Annotated in this window: 21 protein-coding genes; 4 read left to right on the top strand and 17 right to left on the bottom strand. The window is 64.2% G+C overall.

The window, feature by feature from the left end:
- Nucleotides 1-16 precede the first annotated feature (16 nt).
- Nucleotides 17-778 (top strand): glycosyltransferase, encoded by a 762-nt coding sequence (locus KIT10_04280; protein MCW5898469.1) that lies wholly within the window; start codon nt 17-19, stop codon nt 776-778.
- A gap of 6 nt (nt 779-784) precedes the next feature.
- Here KIT10_04280 and KIT10_04275 read toward each other — a convergent pair whose 3' ends face one another.
- The 9 genes from KIT10_04275 to KIT10_04235 all read right to left on the bottom strand — a co-directional run bounded on the left by KIT10_04275 (nt 785) and on the right by KIT10_04235 (nt 12,714).
- Nucleotides 785-1,603, bottom strand: a complete 819-nt coding sequence (locus tag KIT10_04275; GenBank protein MCW5898468.1) for a hypothetical protein — start codon at nt 1,601-1,603, stop codon at nt 785-787.
- A gap of 53 nt (nt 1,604-1,656) precedes the next feature.
- Complete coding sequence (locus tag KIT10_04270) at nt 1,657-1,926, bottom strand: hypothetical protein (protein MCW5898467.1); 270 nt, start codon at nt 1,924-1,926, stop codon at nt 1,657-1,659.
- Nucleotides 1,923-2,420, bottom strand: a complete 498-nt coding sequence (locus KIT10_04265) for a GNAT family N-acetyltransferase (GenBank protein ID MCW5898466.1) — start codon at nt 2,418-2,420, stop codon at nt 1,923-1,925. The genes KIT10_04270 and KIT10_04265 overlap by 4 nt, the downstream gene beginning before the upstream one ends.
- Before the next feature lie 79 nt (nt 2,421-2,499).
- A complete protein-coding gene (locus tag KIT10_04260) occupies nt 2,500-3,795 on the bottom strand; it encodes a TolC family protein (protein MCW5898465.1) in 1,296 nt (431 codons plus the stop codon).
- Nucleotides 3,792-6,968 carry an efflux RND transporter permease subunit gene (locus KIT10_04255; GenBank protein MCW5898464.1) on the bottom strand — a complete coding sequence of 1,059 codons (3,177 nt, stop codon included), beginning with the start codon at nt 6,966-6,968 and terminating at the stop codon, nt 3,792-3,794. Before KIT10_04255 ends, KIT10_04260 begins: the two co-directional genes overlap by 4 nt.
- Nucleotides 6,965-7,948, bottom strand: a complete 984-nt coding sequence (locus KIT10_04250) for an efflux RND transporter periplasmic adaptor subunit (GenBank protein MCW5898463.1) — start codon at nt 7,946-7,948, stop codon at nt 6,965-6,967. The genes KIT10_04255 and KIT10_04250 overlap by 4 nt, the downstream gene beginning before the upstream one ends.
- Nucleotides 7,949-8,052: 104 nt before the next feature.
- Nucleotides 8,053-8,538, bottom strand: coding sequence for a MarR family transcriptional regulator (locus KIT10_04245; GenBank protein MCW5898462.1), 486 nt, complete (start codon nt 8,536-8,538; stop codon nt 8,053-8,055).
- A 90-nt stretch (nt 8,539-8,628) separates the two neighbouring features.
- On the bottom strand, nt 8,629-9,459 hold the full coding sequence (locus KIT10_04240) for a DMT family transporter (GenBank protein ID MCW5898461.1): 831 nt from the start codon (nt 9,457-9,459) through the stop codon (nt 8,629-8,631).
- 3 nt (nt 9,460-9,462) lie between these two features.
- Nucleotides 9,463-12,714, bottom strand: coding sequence for a PD40 domain-containing protein (locus KIT10_04235; protein MCW5898460.1), 3,252 nt, complete (start codon nt 12,712-12,714; stop codon nt 9,463-9,465).
- A gap of 136 nt (nt 12,715-12,850) precedes the next feature.
- Between KIT10_04235 and KIT10_04230 the strand changes: the two genes are divergently transcribed.
- Nucleotides 12,851-13,264, top strand: coding sequence for a hypothetical protein (locus tag KIT10_04230; protein MCW5898459.1), 414 nt, complete (start codon nt 12,851-12,853; stop codon nt 13,262-13,264).
- A gap of 11 nt (nt 13,265-13,275) precedes the next feature.
- Here the strand turns inward: KIT10_04230 and KIT10_04225 are convergent, their stop codons facing one another.
- Nucleotides 13,276-13,683: a helix-turn-helix transcriptional regulator gene (locus KIT10_04225; protein ID MCW5898458.1), complete on the bottom strand. Its 408-nt coding sequence runs from the start codon at nt 13,681-13,683 to the stop codon at nt 13,276-13,278.
- A gap of 180 nt (nt 13,684-13,863) precedes the next feature.
- Between KIT10_04225 and KIT10_04220 the strand changes: the two genes are divergently transcribed.
- Nucleotides 13,864-14,550 (top strand): NAD(P)-binding domain-containing protein, encoded by a 687-nt coding sequence (locus KIT10_04220; GenBank protein ID MCW5898457.1) that lies wholly within the window; start codon nt 13,864-13,866, stop codon nt 14,548-14,550.
- Nucleotides 14,551-14,585: 35 nt separating this feature from the next.
- On the opposite strand, the gene KIT10_04215 is transcribed toward KIT10_04220, so the two are convergent.
- Genes KIT10_04215 through KIT10_04205 form a run of 3 tightly spaced genes read right to left on the bottom strand, consistent with a single transcriptional unit; the run spans nt 14,586 to nt 15,964 of the window.
- Nucleotides 14,586-14,984 (bottom strand): hypothetical protein, encoded by a 399-nt coding sequence (locus KIT10_04215; GenBank protein ID MCW5898456.1) that lies wholly within the window; start codon nt 14,982-14,984, stop codon nt 14,586-14,588.
- Between the two features lie 40 nt (nt 14,985-15,024).
- Nucleotides 15,025-15,534: a DinB family protein gene (locus KIT10_04210; protein ID MCW5898455.1), complete on the bottom strand. Its 510-nt coding sequence runs from the start codon at nt 15,532-15,534 to the stop codon at nt 15,025-15,027.
- 13 nt (nt 15,535-15,547) lie between these two features.
- Nucleotides 15,548-15,964, bottom strand: a complete 417-nt coding sequence (locus tag KIT10_04205) for a DUF1761 domain-containing protein (GenBank protein MCW5898454.1) — start codon at nt 15,962-15,964, stop codon at nt 15,548-15,550.
- A 239-nt stretch (nt 15,965-16,203) separates the two neighbouring features.
- Here KIT10_04205 and KIT10_04200 point away from each other — a divergent pair, with 239 nt between their 5' ends.
- Entirely contained in the window at nt 16,204-16,395 is a 192-nt protein-coding gene (locus tag KIT10_04200; GenBank protein ID MCW5898453.1) for a cold-shock protein, read from the top strand.
- 97 nt (nt 16,396-16,492) lie between these two features.
- Here KIT10_04200 and KIT10_04195 read toward each other — a convergent pair whose 3' ends face one another.
- Genes KIT10_04195 through KIT10_04180 form a run of 4 tightly spaced genes read right to left on the bottom strand, consistent with a single transcriptional unit; the run spans nt 16,493 to nt 22,139 of the window.
- A complete protein-coding gene (locus KIT10_04195) occupies nt 16,493-18,733 on the bottom strand; it encodes a hypothetical protein (GenBank protein MCW5898452.1) in 2,241 nt (746 codons plus the stop codon).
- Between the two features lie 13 nt (nt 18,734-18,746).
- Nucleotides 18,747-19,448 carry a hypothetical protein gene (locus KIT10_04190; GenBank protein ID MCW5898451.1) on the bottom strand — a complete coding sequence of 234 codons (702 nt, stop codon included), beginning with the start codon at nt 19,446-19,448 and terminating at the stop codon, nt 18,747-18,749.
- Nucleotides 19,449-19,482: 34 nt separating this feature from the next.
- On the bottom strand, nt 19,483-20,013 hold the full coding sequence (locus KIT10_04185; protein ID MCW5898450.1) for a T9SS type A sorting domain-containing protein: 531 nt from the start codon (nt 20,011-20,013) through the stop codon (nt 19,483-19,485).
- A 44-nt stretch (nt 20,014-20,057) separates the two neighbouring features.
- Nucleotides 20,058-22,139 carry a hypothetical protein gene (locus KIT10_04180; GenBank protein ID MCW5898449.1) on the bottom strand — a complete coding sequence of 694 codons (2,082 nt, stop codon included), beginning with the start codon at nt 22,137-22,139 and terminating at the stop codon, nt 20,058-20,060.
- Nucleotides 22,140-22,378 lie beyond the last annotated feature (239 nt).

Below are 22,378 nucleotides of genomic sequence, written 5' to 3'. Positions count from 1 at the left end.
ACGTTCAACATCCAACTTGAGAACGACCCTCATCACCGTCTGCCGCAACGTGGCGCCCGTGATCCGCGAAACGCTGGACAGCATCCTGGCGCAGACACATCCGGACATCGAACTGATCGTGATCGACGGGGCCAGTACCGATGGCACGGTGGAGATCCTGGAGGACTATCGCGCGGCACCGGGCAGGCGCGGTATCGACATCCTCGTGAGCGAGCCCGACACCGGGATCTACGACGCCATGAACAAGGGCCTTCGGCTGGCCACGGGGGAGGCCATCGGCTTCGTGAATGCCGGTGATCTGCTGATGACACCCGCGACCATCGCGCAGGTGGTGGCCGCCTTCCAACGCTCCCACGCCGATGCCGTCTATGGCGACATCATCATGGTGGATGAGAAGGACATCTTCAAGGTGCATCGCACCTGGCTCAGCGGCACCTACCATCGGGAGAACTTCCGCAAGGGCTGGATGCCTCCGCACGTGGGGACCTTCATCCGCAAGAGCGTGTACGACCGTTTCGGCCACTTCAACACCGATCTGCGCATCGGGGCCGACTACGAGATCCTGCTGCGCTTCCTCTACAAGCACCAAGTGCCCACGGTGCACCTGCGCGAGGTGCTGGTGCGCTTCCGGCTGGGTGGCATGAGCAACGGCAGCGTGAAGCACATCCTGAAGGCCAACCGCGAGGTGCGGGCCTCCTGGGGCATCAATGGCCTGAAGGCCCCGCCGCTGCTGGTGACGCGCAAGCTTTGGAGCAAGGTGATGCAGTTCTTCCACTGAGGGTGTTCACCGCCTCCTGTGGGATGGCCGTCGAAGCGGCCTCAGCAGGGCCACGATCGCCAGGACCCCCAGCACGACCAGGGCACTCCACAACGGCAGGAGTTCCCCACCGGGGTATCCTGCCTGCTCGCCGGCATGCGCGCCCCAGGCCAGCACCACGCAGTACACGGAGCCTTTCACATTGGCGATGACGCCCGCCACCACACCCCAAGGGTTCCCGCGCCAAAGCCACCAGCCTGCCAGCAGAAAGGAGGGCACCACCAAGGAAAGGTCCAGGGCGGCGATCAGGTGGGTCTCACCACCGGTGATGGCCAGCAGATCGGGCAGGGTACCATCGAACAGGTAGGCCGCGGCCTGTGTGGCCCATATCGTGCCGAGCATCAGACCCCATGTCATCATGTATCCACCCACGAAGCGCTGTGTCGTTCGCGACGGCATGCTCGCGCGGATCGCGGAGATGTCAAGTTCCATCAGCCCGGCGATCAGCGCCAACGTGGGCAGGATGAACAGCGCCACATACAGCAGGAAGTGTGCATTGAAGGCAGCGCCAAAGAGGTAGAAGGCATAGTTGTACACCAGATACCACAACATGCCCAGCCAGAGCAGCCGCCCACTCGGAATGCCGCGCATCGTAGCGACGAAGGACCCTGCCAGCAAAGGCATGCCGATGTACAACGTCACCCGGTCGTTCACCCACCAGGCCAGCCATACGAATTCGTTGTCGCGGTAAAGACCATCCACCGTGATGCCGCCGATGGTGGCCACCAGCGTGAGCAGCAGGATGAGGATGGTGAGGACGATGGATGCTCCCGAAGCCTCGCGCATGGAGCAAAATAAACCAGCTGACCATGCATGATCATCCGAACGACCGATCCCATCTATCCCACCATCACGCTCGTCATCGCGATGCTGCCCATCACCGTGCGGTCGTTGAAGAGCTTCACGGGCTCCCAGCGATCCTTCAGGCCCAGGATGTAGAGCAGCGGCAGGTAGTGCTCCGGTGTGGGGATGCTATGTTGGAAGGCGCGGCCCTGCGCGCCATAGTTGGCCAGTTGCGCGTAGCCCTCGTTCATGATCAGCTCCTTCATGCGCGTGTTCGCCTCCACAGCCCGGTCGTAGCCGCCTTCGGGGTTGCGCCAGTCGCTCACGCCCCGACCAACGCCCACACCTCCAGGTCGATCCAGCGCTCGTGCTTCCATTCGGTTTCGCGCAGGGTGCCTTCGTGGTTGAAGCCATGCCGCTGGAGCACCCTGCTGCTGGCAGCATTCCCACTTTCCACGATGGCTTCGATGCGGTGCAGGCCCAACTGCGTGAAGCCGTGTGCCAGCGCCTGCGGCATCACCTGGCCGATGATGCCCTTGCCCCAATGCGCGTGCAGCAGCCAGAAACCGATCTCGGCTTTGCGGTGGTCGCTTTGCAGCCCGTTGAAGCCGATGGTGCCGAGGAAGGTGCCGTCCTCATCGCGGATGCCCCACCATTGGCCGGTGCCGTCGCGTTCCAAGGCGGCGTACCAGTCCATCTGTGCCTGCGTGGCCTCCAGGCTGTCGTAATGCACCCCGTAGTGGCGGGTCACGCGGGGATCACCCAAGCCTGCGTGAATGTGCGGGAGATCGGCGGCGGTGATGGGGTGGAGGCGGGGCATGGGGCGAAGATCGCTGCACCACGGTACAGGGTTGCACACTGTGGACGGGGCGACCGGGACCTGGCCAACAGGATGCTTATCACACCAACCTCCCCGCCAGCCACTTCAACTGCAGCTCCGCCAGCTTCGCCTCGTACTGTGCGAGCAGCAGGCGGTTCTCTGCATCGATCAGGCCCTGCTGCACATCGCGGAGTTCCACGGCGGTGATCACACCCAGGCGGTAGCTCTCCAGCGCCACGTCCACCTGGGTCTGGGTGCCTTGCAGGTTGTCCTGCTCCAGGGCCACGCGGGTGCGGGCGGTGCTGTACAGTGTCCAGGCATCGAGGAGTTGTTGTTCCACCAACAGTTGTGTCTCCTCGGTGGTGATGGCGGCCTGCTCACGACCCAGCTTGGCGGCCTCGGTGGCGCGTGAGGCCTGCCCACCCCGGAAGATGGGCACGCTGACCCGCACGCCGTAGTCGGGACCGATGGCGCGGTTGCTCAACAGGAAGCCCACATCGCTCTGGCTGCGTCGGTATGCGTAGTTGCCGAAGACATCGACGCGCGGGAAGAGCGCACCGCGCAGTTCCTTCACGGCGAGGTCCGCAGCGAGTTGTTGTTGGCGGGCCTGCATCAGGCTGCTGTTGGCGCCGCGTGCATCGCGCTGAAGGGCGGCGAGGTCGAGTTCCTCCGCTGCGGGGATCTCGGTTTCCGTGGTGAAGGGCGTTGCCGGATCGCGGCCCAGCAGGAGATTGAGGCGATGCTGCGTGGTGGCCTCCTGCATGCGCAGGTCGAGCAGGGCGGCGCTGTCGGTGCTCAGGTCCAGCCGCGCCTGCACCACCTGCAGGCCACTGGTGCTGCCGATGCGCTCGCCCGTTTCGGCGATCATCAAGCGTTCGCGACCGGTGCGCAGCCCTTCGCGCTGCACGACGATCGCCTTGCGCAGCTGAACGGCCTGGTAGTACATGGCCATCACCTCGTACACGGTCGCCTCCACCTGCTGCTTCAACAGGTTGCGCTCGATCTCTTCCAGCGCGGCCAGCCGGTCCTTGGTGGCGAACATGGTGAGGCCGTCGAACACGGTCCAGTTCAACTGCACCGCGCCGCTCAGCACGCGTGAATTGGCGTCGTCCACCTCGCGCACCTCGCCGCTGAAGAAGGTCTGCCGCGTGGCACTGCGATCACCGTCGTACATGCCTATGGCATCGATGGTGGGCAGCATGCCGGCCTCGCCAGCGGTGTTCATCAACTCGGCGCTCTTCAGCGACAGCTTGGCCAGGCGGATGCCGTGGTTGTGTTCCAGGGCGATGTTGAGCGCCTGCTCGGCCGTGAGGAGGTCCTGCGCGGAAACACTGGTAAGAAAGAGAAGGAGTGAAGAAGCGAAGAAGGTCCTCATGGTGATAAGGATGATCGATCCGTGTGCACGCTGACGTTATCGCTGCCACCCCCATTACCTCCTTCACCTCCATTACCTCCTTCACCTCCCTCACCTCCCTCACCTCCCTCACCTCCTTCACCATTCTTCACCCCCTTCTCCGAACTCAAATAGCTGTACAGTGCCGGCACCACGTACAGCGTCAGCACCAGCGCGAAGATCAAGCCGCCGATGATGACGATACCCATGGGCACGCGGCTCTTGGCGGCGGCGCCCAGGCCCAGCGCGATGGGCAGTGCGCCGAGGATCGTGGCCAGGCTGGTCATCAGGATCGGGCGGAAGCGCTGCTGCGAGGCCTCCACCAGCGCCTGCAGCTTGTCCATGCCCGCGCGGCGCTTCTGGTTGGCGAACTCCACGATGAGGATGCCGTTCTTGGTGACCAGGCCGATAAGCACGATGACGCCGATCTGGCTGAAGATGTTGAGCGTGTGATCGCCCAGCCAAAGGCTCAGCACCGCGCCGGCCAGGGCCAGCGGCACGGTGAACATCACGATGAGCGGGTCGGTCCAGCTCTCGAACTGCGCAGCGAGCATGAGGAACACGAGGACCAGCGCCATCACGAAGGCGAAGAGCAGGCTGCTGCTGCTCTCGGCGAACTCCTTGCTCACCCCGGCGAGTGCGGTGCTGAAGGTCTCGTCCAGCACTTCGTCCGCGATGCGGTCCATGGCCGCGATGCCATCGCCGATGGTATAGCCGGGCGCGGGATCGGCGCTCACCGTGGCGCTCACGTAGCGGTTGTAGCGGTAGAGTTGCGGGGGCATGCTGCTGGTGCTCATGCGCACCAGGTTGTCCAGCTGCACGAGTTCGCTCTTGTCGTTGCGCACGTAGGCGCTGCTCAGGTCCAGCGGCTCGTCGCGATCGTTGCGCGCGGCCTGGCCGATCACCTGGTACTGCTTGCCCTTGTAGATGAAGTAGCCGAAGCGTGTGCCGCTGTAATAGAGTTGGAGCGTCTCGGCGATGTCGCGCACGCTGACGCCCAATGCCCGCGCACGGTCGCGATCGATCTCGATGTTGAGCTCCGGCTTGGTGAACTTCAGGTTGATGTCGCTCACGCGGAACACGGGGTCGCTCTCCACACGTTCCATGAAACGGGGGATCACCTCGCGCAGCCGCTCAAAGTCCGGCGCCAGGATGACGAACTCCACGGGCAGGCCGCTGCGCCTCCCGCCGCCGATGGTGGGCTCCTGGATGATGAAGGTGCGGGCCAGGTTGTGCCGCTGCACCCAGCCGGTGATCATGTCGGCCAGCTCGGACTGTGAGCGCGAACGCTGGGAGGGCTCCACGAAGTTCACCCGCACGAAGCCACTGTTGGTGCTGATGCTGCCGCCGAAACCGGGACTGGTGACACTGAGGATGGCGTTGCGCTCCGGCAGGGTGTCCACCGTTTCGATGATGTCGGTGAGGTAGTCCCGCATCAGCTCGAAGCTGGTACCCTCGGGCGCGGTGCTCATCACGTTGAAGCGGCTCTTGTCCTCCATGGGCGCCAGTTCGCTCTGGAGCTGCGACCCGAAGCCGAAGATCATCAGCACGCTCACGGCCATGATGCCGAGGGCGATCCCCCGCTTGGCCAGGAAGCGTTCCAGCGATAGCCCATAGGCCGCGCTCAACCGCTCGAAGAAGCGCTCGCTCACCTCGAAGAATCGGCTACGGCGCTTCTCCTTCTTCAGGAAGCGCGCGCTGAGCATCGGGGTGAGGGTGAGCGACACGAGCGAGGAGATGATCACCGCGCCGCTCACGACGATGCCGAACTCGCGGAACAGGCGCCCCGTCAGCCCTTGCAGGAAGACGATCGGCAGGAACACCGCCACCAACACCACGGTGGTGGCGATCACGGCGAAGACGATCTCCTGGATGCCTTTGTGCCCGGCCTTGATCGGGTCCTCGCCATCCTCGATCCGGCGGTAGATGTTTTCCAGCACCACGATGGCATCGTCCACCACGATGCCCGTGGCCAGCACGATGCCCAACAGGGTGAGGATGTTGATGCTGAAGCCGGCCACGTACATGATGAAGAAGGAGCCGATCAGCGAGATTGGGATGGTGACCACGGGGATCAGCGTGGTGCGCCAGTTCCGCAGGAAGAGGAAGATGACGAGCACCACCAGCCCGAAGGCCATGAGGATGGTGCTCTGCACTTCGTCGATGGCCTTGCGGATGCCCACGGTGGTGTCCATGGCCATCACGTAGCGGAGGTCATCGGGCAGCTCTGCCTTGATCTGTGCCGCGCGCTTGTGGAACGCGTCGGCGATGGCGATGTAGTTGCTGCCCGGCTGGGGCGTGACGGCCACGGCCACCTGGGGCACGCCGCCGATGCCGCGCAGCAGCGTGCGTTCGTTCTCCGGCAGCAGCCGCGCTTCGCCGATGTCGCGCAGGCGTATCACGCGCCCGGCATCCTCGCGGATGATCATGGCGTCGAATTCGTCCTCGGTCACCAGGCGCCCCATGGTGCGGATGGTGAGCTCGGTGCGGTAGCCCTCCACGCGGCCACTGGGCAGCTCCACGTTCTCGCGCAGCAGGGCCTCGCGCACATCGCCGGGTGTGATGCCGTGCCCGGCCATCTTCACCGGGTCCAGCAGCAGCTTCATGCTGAACTTCTTCTCACCCCAGATCCGGATCTCGCTGATGCCGGGGATGGTCTGCAACCGCTCCTTGAAGTGGTTGTTGGCGATCTCAGAGAGCTCCAGCAGGCTGCGTTGGTCGCTCTGGATGGTCATGGAAAGGATGGGGTTGGCATCCGCATCGCTCTTCACCACGATGGGCGGGTCCACATCGGGCGGCAGGCTGCGCACGGCACGCGCCACGCGGTCGCGCACGTCGTTGGCCGCGGCCTCCATGTCCACGTCCAGTTCGAACTCCACGGTGATGGTGCTCCGCCCGTCGCCGCTGATGCTGTTCAGGGTGCGGATGCCCTCGATGCCGTTGATGCTCTCCTCCAGCACCTCGGTCACCTGGCTCTCCATGATGTCCGCGTTGGCGCCCGTGTAATTGGTGGTCACCGTCACCACCGGCGGGTCCACGCTGGGGAACTCGCGCACGCCGAGGTAGGTGAAGCCCACGGCGCCGAACAGCACGATCACGATGCTGATCACCGATGCGAGCACCGGCCGGTCGATGCTGATGTTGCCGATGTTCATCGTGGCTCGGCCGCTTCCTCAGGTTCCCCGTTCAGTGGCGGCTGGTCGCCCATGGGTATGGCGCGCACGGGCATGCCTTCGCGCACGGCGAGCAGGCCTGTGACCAGCACGGTATCGCCGGGTTGGGCGCCGTTGCTAAGTTGCACGGCCTTGGGCAGACGGATGCCCACGTCCACGCGCTGGCTGGTCACCCTGCCGTTGCGCAGCACGAAGACCTTCTGGCCCTGTATGTCGGGCATGAGCGCCTCGGTGGGTACGGTGAGCGCGTCGGGTATGCGCTCCAAGGCGACCTCCACGCGGGCGAAGGCGCCCGGCACGAGCCTGCCATCGGTGTTCGGATGGCGGGCCCGCACCTGCACCGTGCGGTTGGTGGCGTCCACACCGGGCTCCACGGCATAGACCTGCGCCTCGTACACGGTGTGGTCGCCTTCCAGCGTGAAGGTGACGCGTGCGCCGGGCTTGATGCCGCGGCCGCTGCGTTCGGGCAGGGCGAATTCGATCTTGATGGGGGAGAGCTGCCGCAGGTGTGCGATGGACGTGCCGGGTGCGAGGTAGGCGCCGGGGCTCACCTGTCGCAGACCCACGGCCCCGCGGAATGGAGCACGCATCACGGTGCGTGCGATACGTGCCTTGAGCACATCGGCCTGGGCCTCCAGCGCGACGCGTGCGGCGTGGCTGGCGTCGAAGGCCTCACGGCTGATGCCGCTCACCGCCATCAGTTGCTCCTTGCGCTGCTCGTCGTCGCGGGCGAGTCGCAGGTTGGCCTCCACCTGCCGCAGTTCGGCCTGCAGGTCGTCGTCGTTGATGCGCAGCAACACCTGCCCGGCCGCCACGGTGGCACCTTCCTCGAAACCGATGTGGGTCACCCGGCCGGCCGTCTCACACACGAGTTCGACCTCCTCATTGGCCAGCAGGGTGCCCGTGGCGATCAGTACGTGGTCCAGCGGGCGGGGCTGGAGCACCACGGTCTGCACGGTCATCGGGGGACGTTCGGGAACGATTTCGTCACCTCCGCTTCCGCAGGCCAGCAGAAGCGGCGACAGACCGGTGGCCAGCAGCAGACGCGGAAGTTCCGGTCGTATCCTCATCGGGGCGATCTCTTGGAATAGGTGATGCGCATCTTCCGCCCTTCCGGTTCCGCGAGGTTGGCGTTGATGCGTGCCAGGTCGGCCCGGAAGCGCTTGCGTTCCGCGGCGCTCATACCAGCGAAGGCCAGGTCGTTGATGGCATGGAAAGCGATGCGGATATCCTTCACCACGGCGCGCGCCTTGGGCAGGGTGCGCAGATGGTACTTGCGGCGGTCCTGCGGGCAGTCCACGCGCTGAACATAGCCCAGCTTGCTGAGGTGGTCCACCGCGCGGGTGATGGTGACCTTGTCCAGCAACAACGCATCGGCGAGGTCCTGCTGGCTCAGATCGCCATCCGCCTCGTGGATCATCACCAGCACGTAGAACCACTTCTCCAGGTCGTGCTTCCGCAGGGCGTTGAGCACGCGGGTGTAGTAGTGCTGGGTGGCGATGCCCGTCCAGAAGCCGATTGAGGCGTGGGGGTCGGTGGGGTGGAAGGGCATGGTGATGGTGACGTGCGGAACAGTTACAAATGAAACGAACGTGTTGTTCGTTCCGGCCGCTCGGATGTTAAGAATTGTCGATCCCGGCACTCACCGGCGCCGCAGCACGGCCAATGCCACGCCGCCCAACACCAGCGATGCGGCCAGCACAAGCCGCCACGTCAGCGTTTCCTCCAGCAGCAGCAGTCCCAGTACCGCCGCGATGACCGGCACGTTCAGTTGGAGCACGGAGGCATGAGTGGCGGTGAGATGCTTGAGCGCCGCGTACCAGGCGGCATAGCCGATGGCCGATGCCAAAGCGCCCGAGGCGACCGCGAGGGCCACGCCGCGCCCATCGACACGAAGATCGGGCCACCACAGCAACAGCACGACCAGGGCCATGGGCACGGTGCGCAGAAAGTTCCCGGCGTTGCGTGCGATGGGATCACCGCCACTTCGGCCCCGCAGCGAGTAGAAACCCCAGGCCACACCGGCGACCGCCATCAAGGATGCTTCGCGCCATGGTGGTGCCGTCAGCCCGGGCAGCAGCAGGTACACCAGTCCGCCCAAGGCGAGCACCACACCGGTCCATTGGATCGTGGATGGCCTTTCACCGCCCACCCATGCTGCCGTGAGCATGGTGAGTTGCACCGCGCCAAAGAGGATGAGCGCCCCGGTGCCGGTGGTGAGGCCGAGGTAGGCGAAGGAGAATGGGACAGCATAGAGAAAAAGCTGGAAGGCCGAACGCCAGTCGCCACGGGAAGGTCGTGGGTCCTTGGTGCGCGACCGGGCGATGAGCATGAGCATCGCTGCGCCGGAGGCCAGACGCATCAAGGAGAAGGACGCGGCGTCCACGTTCCCGCCGTGCAGCGCCATGCGGCACAACAGGGAGTTGGCCGCGAACATCAACAGGGCGAAGGCCGTGAGCGCGACGAGGCGCATGGCTCAACGGCCGAGCTTGTCCAGCAGCAGTTTCACGGCGGCCTCCAGTTGCTGGTCGCGGCCTTTCAGGACCAGCGCGGGATCGAGTGGCTGCAGCACATCGGGTTCCAGCTGGGTGTTCTCCATGAAGTTGCCAGCGTTGTCGATCATGCCCACCTGCGGGATGCCGAAGTACATGCCGTTCTGCAAGCCTTCCCACCAGACGGCTGTGCCGGTGCCGGCCACGGGCATGCCCACCAGCTTGCCCACGCCCAGCGCACGATAGGCCACGGGGAAGAGGTGCGCATCGCTGTAGTTGCTCTCGCTCATCACCACGGCGCTTGGGCGCTTCCACTTGAACTGGGGCTCATCGCCCAGGTGCTGGCCACGCGGCTCGATGCGCATGTACTTGACCCCGCCGAGGAAGGTGGCCAGGTCGTCGTGCAGCCAACCGCCGCCGTTGAAGCGCGTATCCACCACCAGCGCGTCCTTGCCGTAGTGCTTGCCCAGCACGTCCTCGTACACCTTGCGGTAGCTGCGGTCGTCCATGCCGCGCACATGCACGTAGCCCACGCGCCCGCCGCTGAGGCTGTCCACCAGGAACGCGCACCGGTCCACCCAGCGCTGGTAGAGCAATTCACCTTCCTCGCCACGGGAGATCGGCTTCACCGTTTCCTCCCAGCGCTGGTTGTTCCTCGGGTCGTGCAGGCCCAGCAGCGTGGGCTTGCCGGCCTTGCGGTTCAGCAGGCGCTCCGGTGTCATGTCGCCCGCGATGGTCACGCCATCGATCTTCTCGATCACGTGGCCCGCCTTGATCTTCGAGCCCTCCTTCACGCAGGGGCCCCGTTCCATCACTTCTGAGATGCGCAGGCCGTTGCCGGTGAACGCATCGTCATAGAACAGTCCGAGTGAAGCGGTCGCATCGCCCACGGGATCGCTCTTGCGATAACCCGAACCGGTATGCGAGGCATTGAGTTCTCCGAGCATCTCGCTGAGCAGTTCGGCGAAGTCGTAGTTGTTGTCCAGGTGTGGCAGCATGCGCATGTATTCGGCCTTGTAGAAGTTCCAGTCCACGCCATGCAATTTGGGATCGTAGAACTTCTTCAGCACCTGTCGCCACACATGCTCGAAGAGGTAAGCGCGCTCCTTCGACTCGTCCAGTCGCATCTCGCCATTGATACCGACGCCTTTCTGTTCGTTCTTCTCCAGGTCGTAGCGCTGGATGCCACCGTTGGACATGAAGAAGAGGTTCTTGCCCTCCTTGTCCAGCACCAGCCCACCGGCGCCTTCCGCGTTCATCTTGTGGATGATCTTGGTCTCCTTGGTGCGCAGCTCGGTCTGCCACAGGTCGAAGCCCTTCTCGAATCGGGCCAGGTAGTAGAGCTTTTCTCCGTCCTTGCTCAGCACGGCGCCGGACAGCGCGGAGGAATGCTGCGTCAGGCGCACCCGCCTGTCCTCGATCCGGTCCAGTTCGATCTTCAGGGGGGCCACCTTCTTGTCCTTGTCCGCCGCGGTCTTGGTGGAGGTGGACTTCTCATCCTTCTTGTCCTTGTCCCCCTCCTTCTTCTTTTCCTCCTCCTTCAACAGGTCGAATTCCTCCTTGCTCAGCTTGAAGCGATCGAAGGCTTCCTGCGTGAGCCAGGTGGCGTAGGCGTCCATCTGCCCACCCCAGCTGGCGTGGTTCTTCATGCCGTCCCGGCTGCTGTAGGTCAGCACCACCTGGCCATCCACGGCCCAGCGCGCGGCATAATGGCCATAGCCGCTGCGGCTCAGGTCGATCAACTCGCCGCTGCCATCGGCCTTGATCAAACCGCTCTGCGAGATCCATTGGGAAGGATTCAGGAACTGCGTGAGCAACCACTTCCCGTCAGGGCTCCATTCGAAATGCTGGTCGCCGTCGGCATAGCTGTATTCACGATCGCCGGGCAGCACGGTGCGGCTCTTCTTCGCCGCGACATCGTACACCCGCAGTGTGGTGCGCTCCTCCAAGTAGGCCACCTCCTTGCCGTCGGGGCTCCAGGCCGGTTGGAATTCCTCGGCGGCCGTGGCCAGCATCGGCTCCTCCTTCAGCACGGTGGCGTTGAAGAAATAGGGCTCCTCCTTGCGCACGATGTTGGTGGTGTAGAGGTCCCAGCTGCCGCCCCTTTCCGTGGCGTACAGCAGGGTGCGGCCATCGGGGCTGAAGCTCACGTCGCGTTCCTGCTCGGGCGTGTCGGTGATACGGCGGGTGGTGCCCTCGGCCACACTGGTCACGAATACTTCCCCACGGTGGATGAATGCCACCTCCTTGCCGTTGGGAGACACGGCGAATTCGCTGGCATCGCCGCCGACCTTCACGGTACGCACGGGGTTGTGGCGCTGGTCCATGGCGATGCGCACGGTGACCTTCACGGGCTGCGCACCGGGACGCAGGGTGTACAGGGTGCCGTGGTGGTTGAAGCACAAGGTGCCATCGGCGCTGGTGCTCAGGTGGCGCACGGGGTGGTGCTGGAAGCGGGTCAGTTGCGTGCTGGCACCGCCGCCCACGGGCATGCTGTGCACGTTGAAGCTGCCGCTCTCCTCGCTGAGGTAATACACCGTGCGGCCATCAGGGCTGAAGACCGGGTCGCGGTCCTCTCCGGCGAAAGTGCTGAGCTGGCGGTACTGGCCGCTGGCCGGCGCGAAGGTCCACACGTCGCGTGTCACGCTGGAGGTGTGGTGCTTGCGGTGGTCGTCCTCGTAGCCTTTCCAGTCTTGGAACACGATCAGGCTGCCGTCCGCATTGTACCGTGCACGCTCGGCCACGGTGCCCATCACGCGGGTGACCTTGCCGCCGGCGATCGGCACACGGTACAACTCTCCCAGTCCGGGACTGGGGAACTGCTGGTTGCGGTGGTCGTCCTGCCGAGGCGCACCGAAGATCACCGCGCCGCCATCGGGTGTGAAGTCGCTGGGGACCTCGAAGGCGCTGTGCCAGGTAAGCCGGGTGGCCGCACCGCCGCCGGCTGGCATGACGAACACATCGTCGTTGCCGTACCGGTTGCTGGCGAAGGCGATCCATTTGCCATCGCGCGACCAGACCGGGCTGTGGTCGTACGCCTCGTGCGTGGTGAGCAGCATGGCCGCACCGCCCGTGGTGGGCACCTTCCAGAGATCTCCTTGGTAGCAGAGAACGATCTCGCGGCCATCGGGCGAAATGGCGGGATAGCGCAACCAGAGCGCTTCATCGGAGGGGTTCTCCTGGCCGAAGGACACGCCCGCATGGAGCAGGGTGAAAAGGAGCAATGTCTTGTTCATGGATCGTTCGAGGTGGTCGTGGAGAGCGAATGTAACCGGGGCATCCGGCACCCGGTCACGTGACGAATGGTTCGCGCTTCGGAGCTAAGTGATGAACAGTTGGCACTGGCGTGGATCGCGGAGTAGTTTCACCGGCATGCCGGAGCACATCATCACACGGCTCGCCGATATGTCCCTCACCATGGAGGGCCGCTTGATCGAGGTACGCTATCGCGAAGGCGTTGAGCTGGATGTGGCGGGTCTCATGGAAGTGCAGTTGCGCCGCGATGAACTCACCGGCGAACGCTGCGCCATGCTCGGTGTGTTCCAGCCCGGCACCCTGGGCGATCTGAGAGTGATGGAGGTCGACTACTTCGGACGTACCAACGCCAATTCGCAGCTGGTGGCGCTGGCCATCGTGACGCAGGACGAGCTGGGCACTTCGATGTCCGAGATCTACTACAACTACAATCCGCAGACCTTCCCCACGCGGCTCTTCCGGGAGGAAGGCGAAGCGCTTGACTGGATCAGGGAGCGGCTGGAAGAGGAGGGGCTGCTTGCGAAGCGATAGGTCCGGTGCCGCTATCGTGGTCCCGACCTGCGCGCGCCCCGTGGCCGGGTGGGCACCTCTTCCACACGACCATGCCTGGCGCCCATCAAGCGGCCCCACTTGGCGATCTCCTCCAGCAGGGGTAGCAGCGTGCGGCCTTCTTCCGTGAGCTCATATTCCACACGTGGCGGCACCTCGGGATGTATGGTCCGCTTCACCAAGCCGTCCTTCTCCAATTGGCGGAGTTGCAGGGAGAGCATTTTTTCCGTGATCCCCGGAATGTGGCGGTCCAGCTCGCTGAAGCGCTTGGTGCCGTTGCGCAGGTACCACAGCACGATGGCCTTCCACTTGCCGCCGATATAGTCCATGGTCACGTCCAACGCGCAGTGGTACTCCCTGCCACGCATCCGGATCCGGTGTTCCTTGCCGTCGATGAGCATGAGCGAAAATTAACGTTCTCGGATCCGTTGCGTGCCCCGGTATTCCCGTCATCCGGGTGGCCCACTATCCTTCGTGACAGCCCTTGATTGGCGTTGGTGACGAGGTGAGCTTTGTCCTGACCGGATGGGGCCATCAACCTCCAACCGCTCAACTTTTCAACCCTTCAACCTGACCATACCATGAAGATCGGCATCCTCGGCACCGGCGGCGTTGGCCGCACCATCGCGGCGAAACTCGCCTCATTGGGCCACGACGTGATGATCGGCACGCGCGACCCCAGGGCCACCCTGGCGAACACGGAGAAGAGTGCCATGGGCGGCGCACCGTTCGCGGAATGGCACAAGGACCACGGTACCGTGAAGCTGGGCACCCATGCGGAGGCGGCCGCGCATGGTGTACTGGTGGTGAACGCCACAAACGGGTCCGGTTCGTTGGAAGCGCTGAAACTCGCGGGCGCGGCGAACCTCGGCACCAAGGTGCTGCTGGACATCAGCAATCCGCTGGATTTCTCGAAGGGCATGCCGCCCACGCTGTTCGTCTGCAATGACGACTCCCTGGGGGAGCGGATCCAAATGGCATTCCCGAAGGTGCGCGTGGTAAAATCGCTGAACACCCTCACGGCGGCACTGATGGTGGACCCCGGCCTGCTGCCCGAACGCACGAACATCTTCCTCAGCGGCAACGATGCCGACGCGAAGGACGAGGTGCGCGCATTGCTGCGCTGGTTCGGTTGGGCCGACGCGGACATGATCGATCTGGGCGATATCACCACCGCGCGCGGCAGTGAACAGGTCCTGCCCATCTGGGTCCGTCTGTGGGGCGCCATCCGCACGCCGATGTTCAACTTCCGGATCGTGAAGGCGTGATACTGCCTTCGTATGATGCCCACCGGCAGACCCTTTCACTGGCGCGTGGCCAGACACCCCCCGATCCAGGCCATGGGCAGGTAGGCCACCACCAGGTCAAGCACGATGAACCACACCGGCGCTGGGATCATGAAGGCCGCCACGATGCCGCCGAGCAGATGCACGGCGCCCACCACCAGCGCGAAGGTCATCTTGCGCGTGGCGGCGATGAAGGCCGCGATGAAGCCACCGACGAGTGAAGGCACCGCATGCGCGATGAAAGGTGGCAGGAAGTGCTTGCCATGGAGCAGGTGGTAGGTGGCCACGTCATTCGGGTCGAAGCCGGCGGGAGGAGCGATGACCTTCATCATCAGGCCCAGCAGCATGCCGTTCAGGAACATGCAGGCCGCGATGCCGATGATGACCGCGAGGATGTTGCGCAGGGTGGGACTCATGGGTGATGGGGTGTAGGCATTTTTCGTGTTCAGGAACGATTCACCAGGTGCCCGCATAGTCCAGCGGCACGGTGGTGTGTGCTTTCAGGTAGGCGTAGCGGAGGTTGTTGAGTTGGCGGAAGTGGTGCAGGTCGTGCGCCACCCAGTTGGTAAGCAGCAGCTCGCAACTCACCGGACCCACCTTGGGGTGGAGGTAGGCATTGCCCCATGGCGCATCATCCAGGCCACGCAGCCATTCCACCGAAAGGGTCCTTTCATCCAGGAAGCCGCTCAGCGTGGCATCGAAGTCCTGTCCCATGTAGTCGCGTTCGTTTACCCAGGCGGCCGGATCGATCTTCGGCCAGGGTGCCGTGGGGTCGTCAAGCGTGGATCGAAGCCTGGCGCGAAAGTCCTCGCGTTCCTCATCGTGCAGGTGGCGCACGATCTCCAGCGCGCACCATTTCTCCGGTGCCGGCCGCCAAACGATCTCCTCAGGCGGCATGCCCGTGAGCAGCGCGCGGAAAACGTTGCCGTGCCGTTCGAGTTGGCTGAAGAGTAGGGCGCGTTCCATCGCTATGCCGGCCTTACCGCCACGCGCCGATGACGGCGCCCATGATGCCGAGGAAGACCACCTGGTAACCCGCGTCGATGAGCCAGAGGGCGAAGCTCTTGCGCTGGTACAGATAGTTGATGCCAGTGCTGGGGGCCACGAAGAACAGGCCGATGAGCAGGCCGTGGTAGAGGCCCACTTGCCAGGTGAGGCTCGCGGGGTCCTCCTGGTGCCAGATGAAGGCCAGTCCAAGACCCATCACGAAGGTGAGCAACAGGCAGGTGCCGTAGATGCGGCCCAGGTTGGCGCCCTGTTTCAACTGTTCTTCCGAAAAGCCGACCTCCTTCATCCAGCGTTTGCCGAAGAGGGCGGTGTACCACACGGCGCCCAAAGCGAAGGCGGCGAGCGTGGCAACGATCACAGCAAGGAAATTCACGGTGGTGAGGTCCATGGTGGTGGGTGTTGGAGGCTGTCAAAGCTAACCGGGCTTGCACATGGGGAATGGGTCGGAATGAACCGTTCGTCAAGGGCTCCGGGCCACGTTATCGATGCGCATTCCTCACGGGCAACGCAGGTCCGGATCGTCGGCCCCTGATGCGGAAGGCGTATCTTTACATCCTTCAAGACCCCGGCGCTTTTGCCAGGGATCAACAGGCCCCGCTTCGATCGGGGCACATTACAAGCAGTAACATGCCGAGCGGTACAGTGAAGTTCTTCAACACGGAGAAAGGTTTCGGTTTCATCACCCCGGACGAGGGTGGCAAGGACCTTTTCGTGCACAAGACCGGGACAAGGGACAACCTCCAGGAGGGTGACAAGGTCACCTTCGATGTGGAGCAAAGCCCCAAGGGTCCCAACGCGGTCAACGTGACCCGGGCCTGAGGTCTCCCCTCACCTGAGAACATGGAAGCCCCGGCGAAAGCCGGGGCTTCTTCATGGATGGCACAGGGTCTTCAGGAACCAGGGAAACCGGACCCACCTATTTGTACCCATGCCCGCGATCGATCATGATCATGCGCTGGCGTTGCGCCTCGGCCATGACCAGGACCTGGTCGATGAATGCCTCGCGGGCCACGGGGTCATGTTGCAGGTTGATGAAGAACGGATGTTCATTCAGGTCCAAGCCGGTCTCCTTCGCGTATGACCGCACCATTTCGATGGCTTCCAGGACGGCTTCACGCTCGATGGGCGGGTGCAGTTCCTCGGCGGTGACCGTGGTCTGGAAGGAGGATGTGGGCGGATGGGCCGCTGGATCGGCGTTCGCCCCCCGGGCGCCGGCGACCGTGGCGATCCCTTTCATTTCATTCCGGATGGCCATCACCTCCGCGCGCAGTTCATCGAGTTGCGCCTGTTGGTCGATCAGCTTGTCCGTCAGATCCGCGTTGTTGCCCATGCCGATGGCCACATTCACGTAGCCACCTATCGGATCCTGGGAGGCGCTCCAGGCCCGGCCCACGATGTTCGGATGGTCGGCCAGGGTCATCCGGCCGGGCGCGACCGCCCTGCCGTACCCGTTGCCGAAGCCGCTGGGCAGGATGTAGTCGCCCACGTTCACCGGTCCCATCACCTTCACGGGCACCTGCCCCATGAAGCACACTTTTTCAAAGAGGTGTTCCGTGCCCGGCTCGGGCGAGTTGCCCAGCACGGCCGGTTTGTAGGAGATCACCATGTAGCGCTCGGCACCGCCGGTCCTCTTGCTGATCCGTCCGCCGTTCATCGCCACGACATCTCCGAAGCCCATGGGTTCCGCGGGGTCGAGGCGTTCCAACCATTCCGCATAGTCCGCCGACCCCGACTCGTAAGTGACACCCAGGTTGGACAGCGCGAATATGTTGTAGGCGATGGGCTTGGCCGTGGCCACGCCCACCTTGATGATGGCGGCGATCACCAGGGAAGGCACCGGTGCCGTGACACACCCACCCAGCCCAAGGCAGATGGTGGATGAAGTGGATGCGGCGACCAGATCGGCGATCGCCAGTCCGAGTTCGACCGCGAACACCGAATTCTCATAGATGTAAGGAGCCGACAGCATGACCTCGCCCGTGTTCTGCCCCTCGATCCTGCCCCTTGCCGTGCCGCTGCCGTCGAAGAAGGTGATGAAGTTGGTGCTGCCGTTCATGTCCGTCGCGTTCACCTGGATCGCCACGCCGTGCTGCCCACCCTGCACACGCAAGGGGTAGGCGCCGAAGTCATCGTCGTCGCCGGAGAGGCTCGCCGTGATCGTGGTGCGCCCCTCTACGTCAAGTGTGTTGTGGATCACCGAAGCGCCATCCACTTCCAGCGTGCTGTGCAGCGTTGTGGCGCCATCCACGTCCAGCGTGTTGTTCAAGGTGGTGGCACCGTCCACATCGAGGGTGTGGTTCAAGGTGGTGGAGCCATCCACGTCCAATGTGCTGTTCAGCGTGGTTCCGCCATCCACGTCCAGGGTGCTGTTCAAGCTGGTGGTCCCATCCACCTCGAGGGTGTGCTCCAACCGGGTCGCCCCATGTACATCCAGGCTGCTGTTCAGATCCGCCGCGCCACCCACATCCAAGGTGCCGGACAGGCTGCTCGGGGTGCCGAAGTTCACGCGGAGGCCATTGTTCAGGTCGGTGGTGCCCTGCACCCACAGGCAATCCTGGAGATAGAGGCATTGGGACAGTGTGACGGTGCCATTGAACAAGGCGGAACCGTCCACGACCAGGTCGCCCGTCAGGTGTGTCGGGCTGCCGTTGGCCACCACCAGGGAATTGTTCAGGATGCTGGCCCCATCGACGGTGAGGCTGCCGGTGGCGGTGATGTTGCGGTGGAACGCGTACGGTGCGAAGACGAGTTCCTGGATGCTGAATTCCATGTATTCGCCCTGGCCATGCGGCGAGGGGATGTTCACCTCCACCAGCAGGTCCTTCGGCGTGCCGTCCCAATCGATCTCCTCGAACACATCGGGACTCTCGCTGGTCACCGTGCCGTGGCCGATGATCAGGGAGACCAGGCCGTAGAGGTCGGTGGTGGTGCTGTGCGTCTCCTGGTACTCGATCGCCCCGTTCTGGTCGATGATGGTGAAGCGCAGGGCCAGGGCCTGATCGGGCAGGTAGCTCCCGCCGGCGACATCCACGCCCGGTATCTCGGTGGTGTTGTCGGCACGGCTGAGGATGATGGCCTGGTAGCTGATCCCGTGCGATTGTGCGAGGCCTTGCAGGGTGGCGCACAACAGGATGCCGAGGAGGATCGTGGTTCTCATGGTACTGGTTCCTTTAGTGTTTGCCCAGTTTGGAGAGGCAGTACTTGCAACTGGGGAAGCTGATCTGCACGCCGAAGGCGATGCTGTGCGTCCGGAAGGCCAGCCGTTCATCGTCCGTCGGTGCTCTACCCGGGAACCGGCGGCCGTGGGCAAAGGCATAGTGCGCCGCGATCGCCGTGCGGTTGGTGACGCAGAAGTTGAAGCCGGCGATGCCGCGCAGGAAGAGGAAGGGGGCATCGAACTGCTCCACGCCGTGCAGGTCATACACCTCGTGGTCGATCGTCTGCGCACCCTTGACGAGGAACTCCGGGGCGGCCGCGGCGCCGAGCATGAAGGTCAGGCCCTTGCCATCCCTGTTCGGCAGTTTCACGGTGAACAGGTCGCGTTCCACGCCCAGGTTGATCCCCAGGTAGGTGGTGCGCCATTCGTAGTAGCGGCGATGAATATCCGGGCTGGTGCCACGCATGCCATAATGCGCATACACCACGCCGACATTGAAGAACCATGCGGGATTGAGCGGCCTGAACGCCTGGCGCAGACCACCCGCGAGTGAGAGGCCCACCTGCGGATGCATGCCATCCAGGGAACGGCCTTGCGAATCCTTGTACAGGAATTCCGAACGGGTCATGCCGGTGAGCAGGTAGGCCTGCTGGCCGCTGGTGTGCAACGCGGCGGTGGCCAGCAGGAAGACCAGAAGGTGGCGTGGGGTGATCATGGCATCCGTTGTTTGTTGATGTGTGCCGGCCGGTTCACTGGAAGCGCTGGAGGTGGCCGGAGAAGCGCCGATGGCCGACCAGGACATGCACCACGTACGCCCCTGCGGCGAAGGGACCGGGCTGGATCAGGAGCGAACGCTGTGGCGCATGTTCCGCCGCGTACACCACCTGCCCGGTGATGTTGTACACCAGCACGTTCACGGGGAGGGCCGGTTCCTGGGCGAAGGCGATGGTGAACTGGTCGGTGAACGGATTCGGGAACAGCAATGCGTCCAGGTCCGTGGAGGGCAGACCCTGCACCGCCTTGTGGAAAGGCTGCACGAATCCCTGGTTGTAGTAGCGCCCGTCAGCGAGCCTTGAACCCGCCACGCTGGCCTGCCCCACGGACTGTTGCAGGTAGAAGCTCCTGCCATTCGCCGTGTGTATCACGGAGCCTCCTGCCGCGCCCAGGTTGGAGCGCTGGGGGCGGTTCTGGGCATGCAGCCCGGAACAAGCCACGGCCAGTGCGATGGTCTGGATCATGCGCGCGAGCAGCCGGGGTCGTTCGTATGTGGCGCGGAACATGGTGGGTGCAGGTGCTTGTGATGGCGACTTGGGGATGCTTGGACTCATCGTGCGATGAACAGCTTCACCACCTGCCGTGCCCCGGGCCGTGTGGCGACAAGGAAGTAGGCGCCCGGCGCGGCACCCTGCAGATCGATGGTGGCGGTGGACTGGCCTGGTTCCGTGACCGACGAGCGGATCGATCGTCCGACGGCATCCAGCACGTTCAACTCGAGCGGTCGCTGGTCCACACCGGAAATGGACAACTGGAACATGCCATCGGACGGGTTGGGCCATACCGAGAGCCAATTCCCCATGTCCTGTTCCTCCACACCGCTGATGACGACGACATTGACCGTTGTGCAACTCGTCTCCGGGCAGGTGCCCAGGTGTACCGTTGCACAGAGCTCGGTGGGACCAGCAGCGGCGCCGGTCGTGGCGGTGAAGCTGTTGTCCATATCGAAGTCGTTGGTGGCCCAGCCAGGAGGAAGGACCCAAGCATAGCTGGAGGCGCCTGACACCGCAGGGACCGTGAAGGTCACTTCGCTGTAGGTCTCCGCCGTGGGTGGGCCGGTGATCGGTCCGGCCGTGAAGGGTTGTCCGGCACAGGTGCAGGAGGTCGTCCAGACATCCGCGATCGTGCAGATGTTCCCATCGTTGCAGGGCGAACCAGGAAGGGCCGTGCCACCAGGTACGCCCGCACAATCCACCAGCAGCCCGGCACAGATGCAGTCCGGGCCATAGACATCGAGCTGCGTGGCCGGGTTCCCATCATCGCAGGGCGTTCCCGGCAGGGCCACACCGCCGGGGATCCCGGAGCAATCCTGCAGGTAGCCCACACATTCGCAGTTCGCGTTGTAGTGGTCACCACCGGTGTCGGGATCCCCATCGTCGCAAGGCGTTCCGGGCAGGGCACCACCACCGGCCACGCCCGTGCAGTCGATGAGCTGTCCGGCGCAGATGCAGTTGGATCCGTACACATCGTTCCCCGTGGCGGGGTTCCCGTCGTCGCAGGCCGCGCCGGGCATCGCCGGCCCGCCCAGCACACCTTCGCAGTCAAGGGCCACGCCCACACAGTCGCAGTTCGCATCGAACGCATCGTCGCCCGTATCGGGATCCCCGTCGTCGCAGCTATCGCCCTCGCCCGCGAGCGCCAGGACCTGCATCGTGTTGGCATTGGCGTTCAGCACGAACACATGCGCCATGGTGGCCGCCACGGCGGAAGGCGACGTACCTGTGCCAGCCGATCCACCGGCGACCAGCGAGGCCGGAGTACCCGCATCGAAGACCTGGATCTGGGAGGTGACCTGGTAGCAGACGAAGCAGTTCCCGCCTGAAACGACCAATGCGCCAGGCCCCGTGTTCGCACCGGTGTTCGTGCTGCCCACCAGGATGGGCGTGGTGGGGTCGGCGAGATCATAGACCTCCAGGGAATTGTCGCTGGTGCAGGACACAAAGGCGTGTGTGCCCGAGACCGAGAGCCCAGTGGGCTGGTCGCCGGTGGAGGTGCTTCCTTCCAGGACGGGAACGGCGGGGTCGCTCACCTCGAAGACCTGCAGGGTGTCGCTCGCGGTGCAGACCACCACCAACTGGAAGGGCGCGCCGCGCGCGATGGTCCGTGGACCGCTCGCGGTGGTGATGGACCCCGTCAGCGCTGGCGCGGCAGGGTCGCCCACATCAAAGACCTGGAGCGTGCGGGTCACCTGGTTGATCACGTACGCCATGCCGGCATCCACCGCCACGGCCACGGGCTGTGCGTCCGTGTTGGCTTCGCCCATGAGCACGGGGCTGGCCGGATCGGAGAGGTCGAATACCTGGAGCCTGTTCGCGTTCTGGGCCACCACGTAGGCATGTGGGCCAATGACCTCCACGCTGGCGGGGCCGTTCGCCGTGGTCGCCGACCCCACCAGCACCGGATCGCCCGGCGTGCTGATGTCGAACACCTGCAGGGTGTTGGCCAGGAAGTTCGCCACACAGGCCAGGTCGCCTGCCAGGGCGATGCTCAGCGGCCTGTTCGCGGTGGCCGTGGTATCCAGCGACCACAGGCAGGTCGCTCCCGGCCCTTGGGCATGGATGCCATGGCTCGCAATGATCGCACCAGCGCACAGGATGTGCCTCTGGATCCGGATGGGGAGCTTCATCATCATGGCGGTCCTGGTTCAGTTGACCAAATCTCACCGCACCACCACGCCGGGGCCAGCACCAATGAGCAAGTGGCGGCATGCCCCGATCAACTGGCGGGAGGCTGGCCGAACCACCTGGTCGATCGCCCAAGGCATCCAGGGCTTCGCGATCGGTGGTCCATGGGCCTCGCACGGAACGGATGGGCTTAGCTTCGTACGACCACCCAGCTGATCTTTGGCACCACCATCGCGTGAGCGCTTCT

This window comes from Flavobacteriales bacterium, assembly GCA_026129465.1.
Lineage (GTDB): Bacteria > Bacteroidota > Bacteroidia > Flavobacteriales_F > PHOS-HE28 > PHOS-HE28.
The sequence above is the reverse complement of the archived record's forward strand: the minus strand, read 5'-3'. Positions and strand labels throughout refer to the sequence as shown.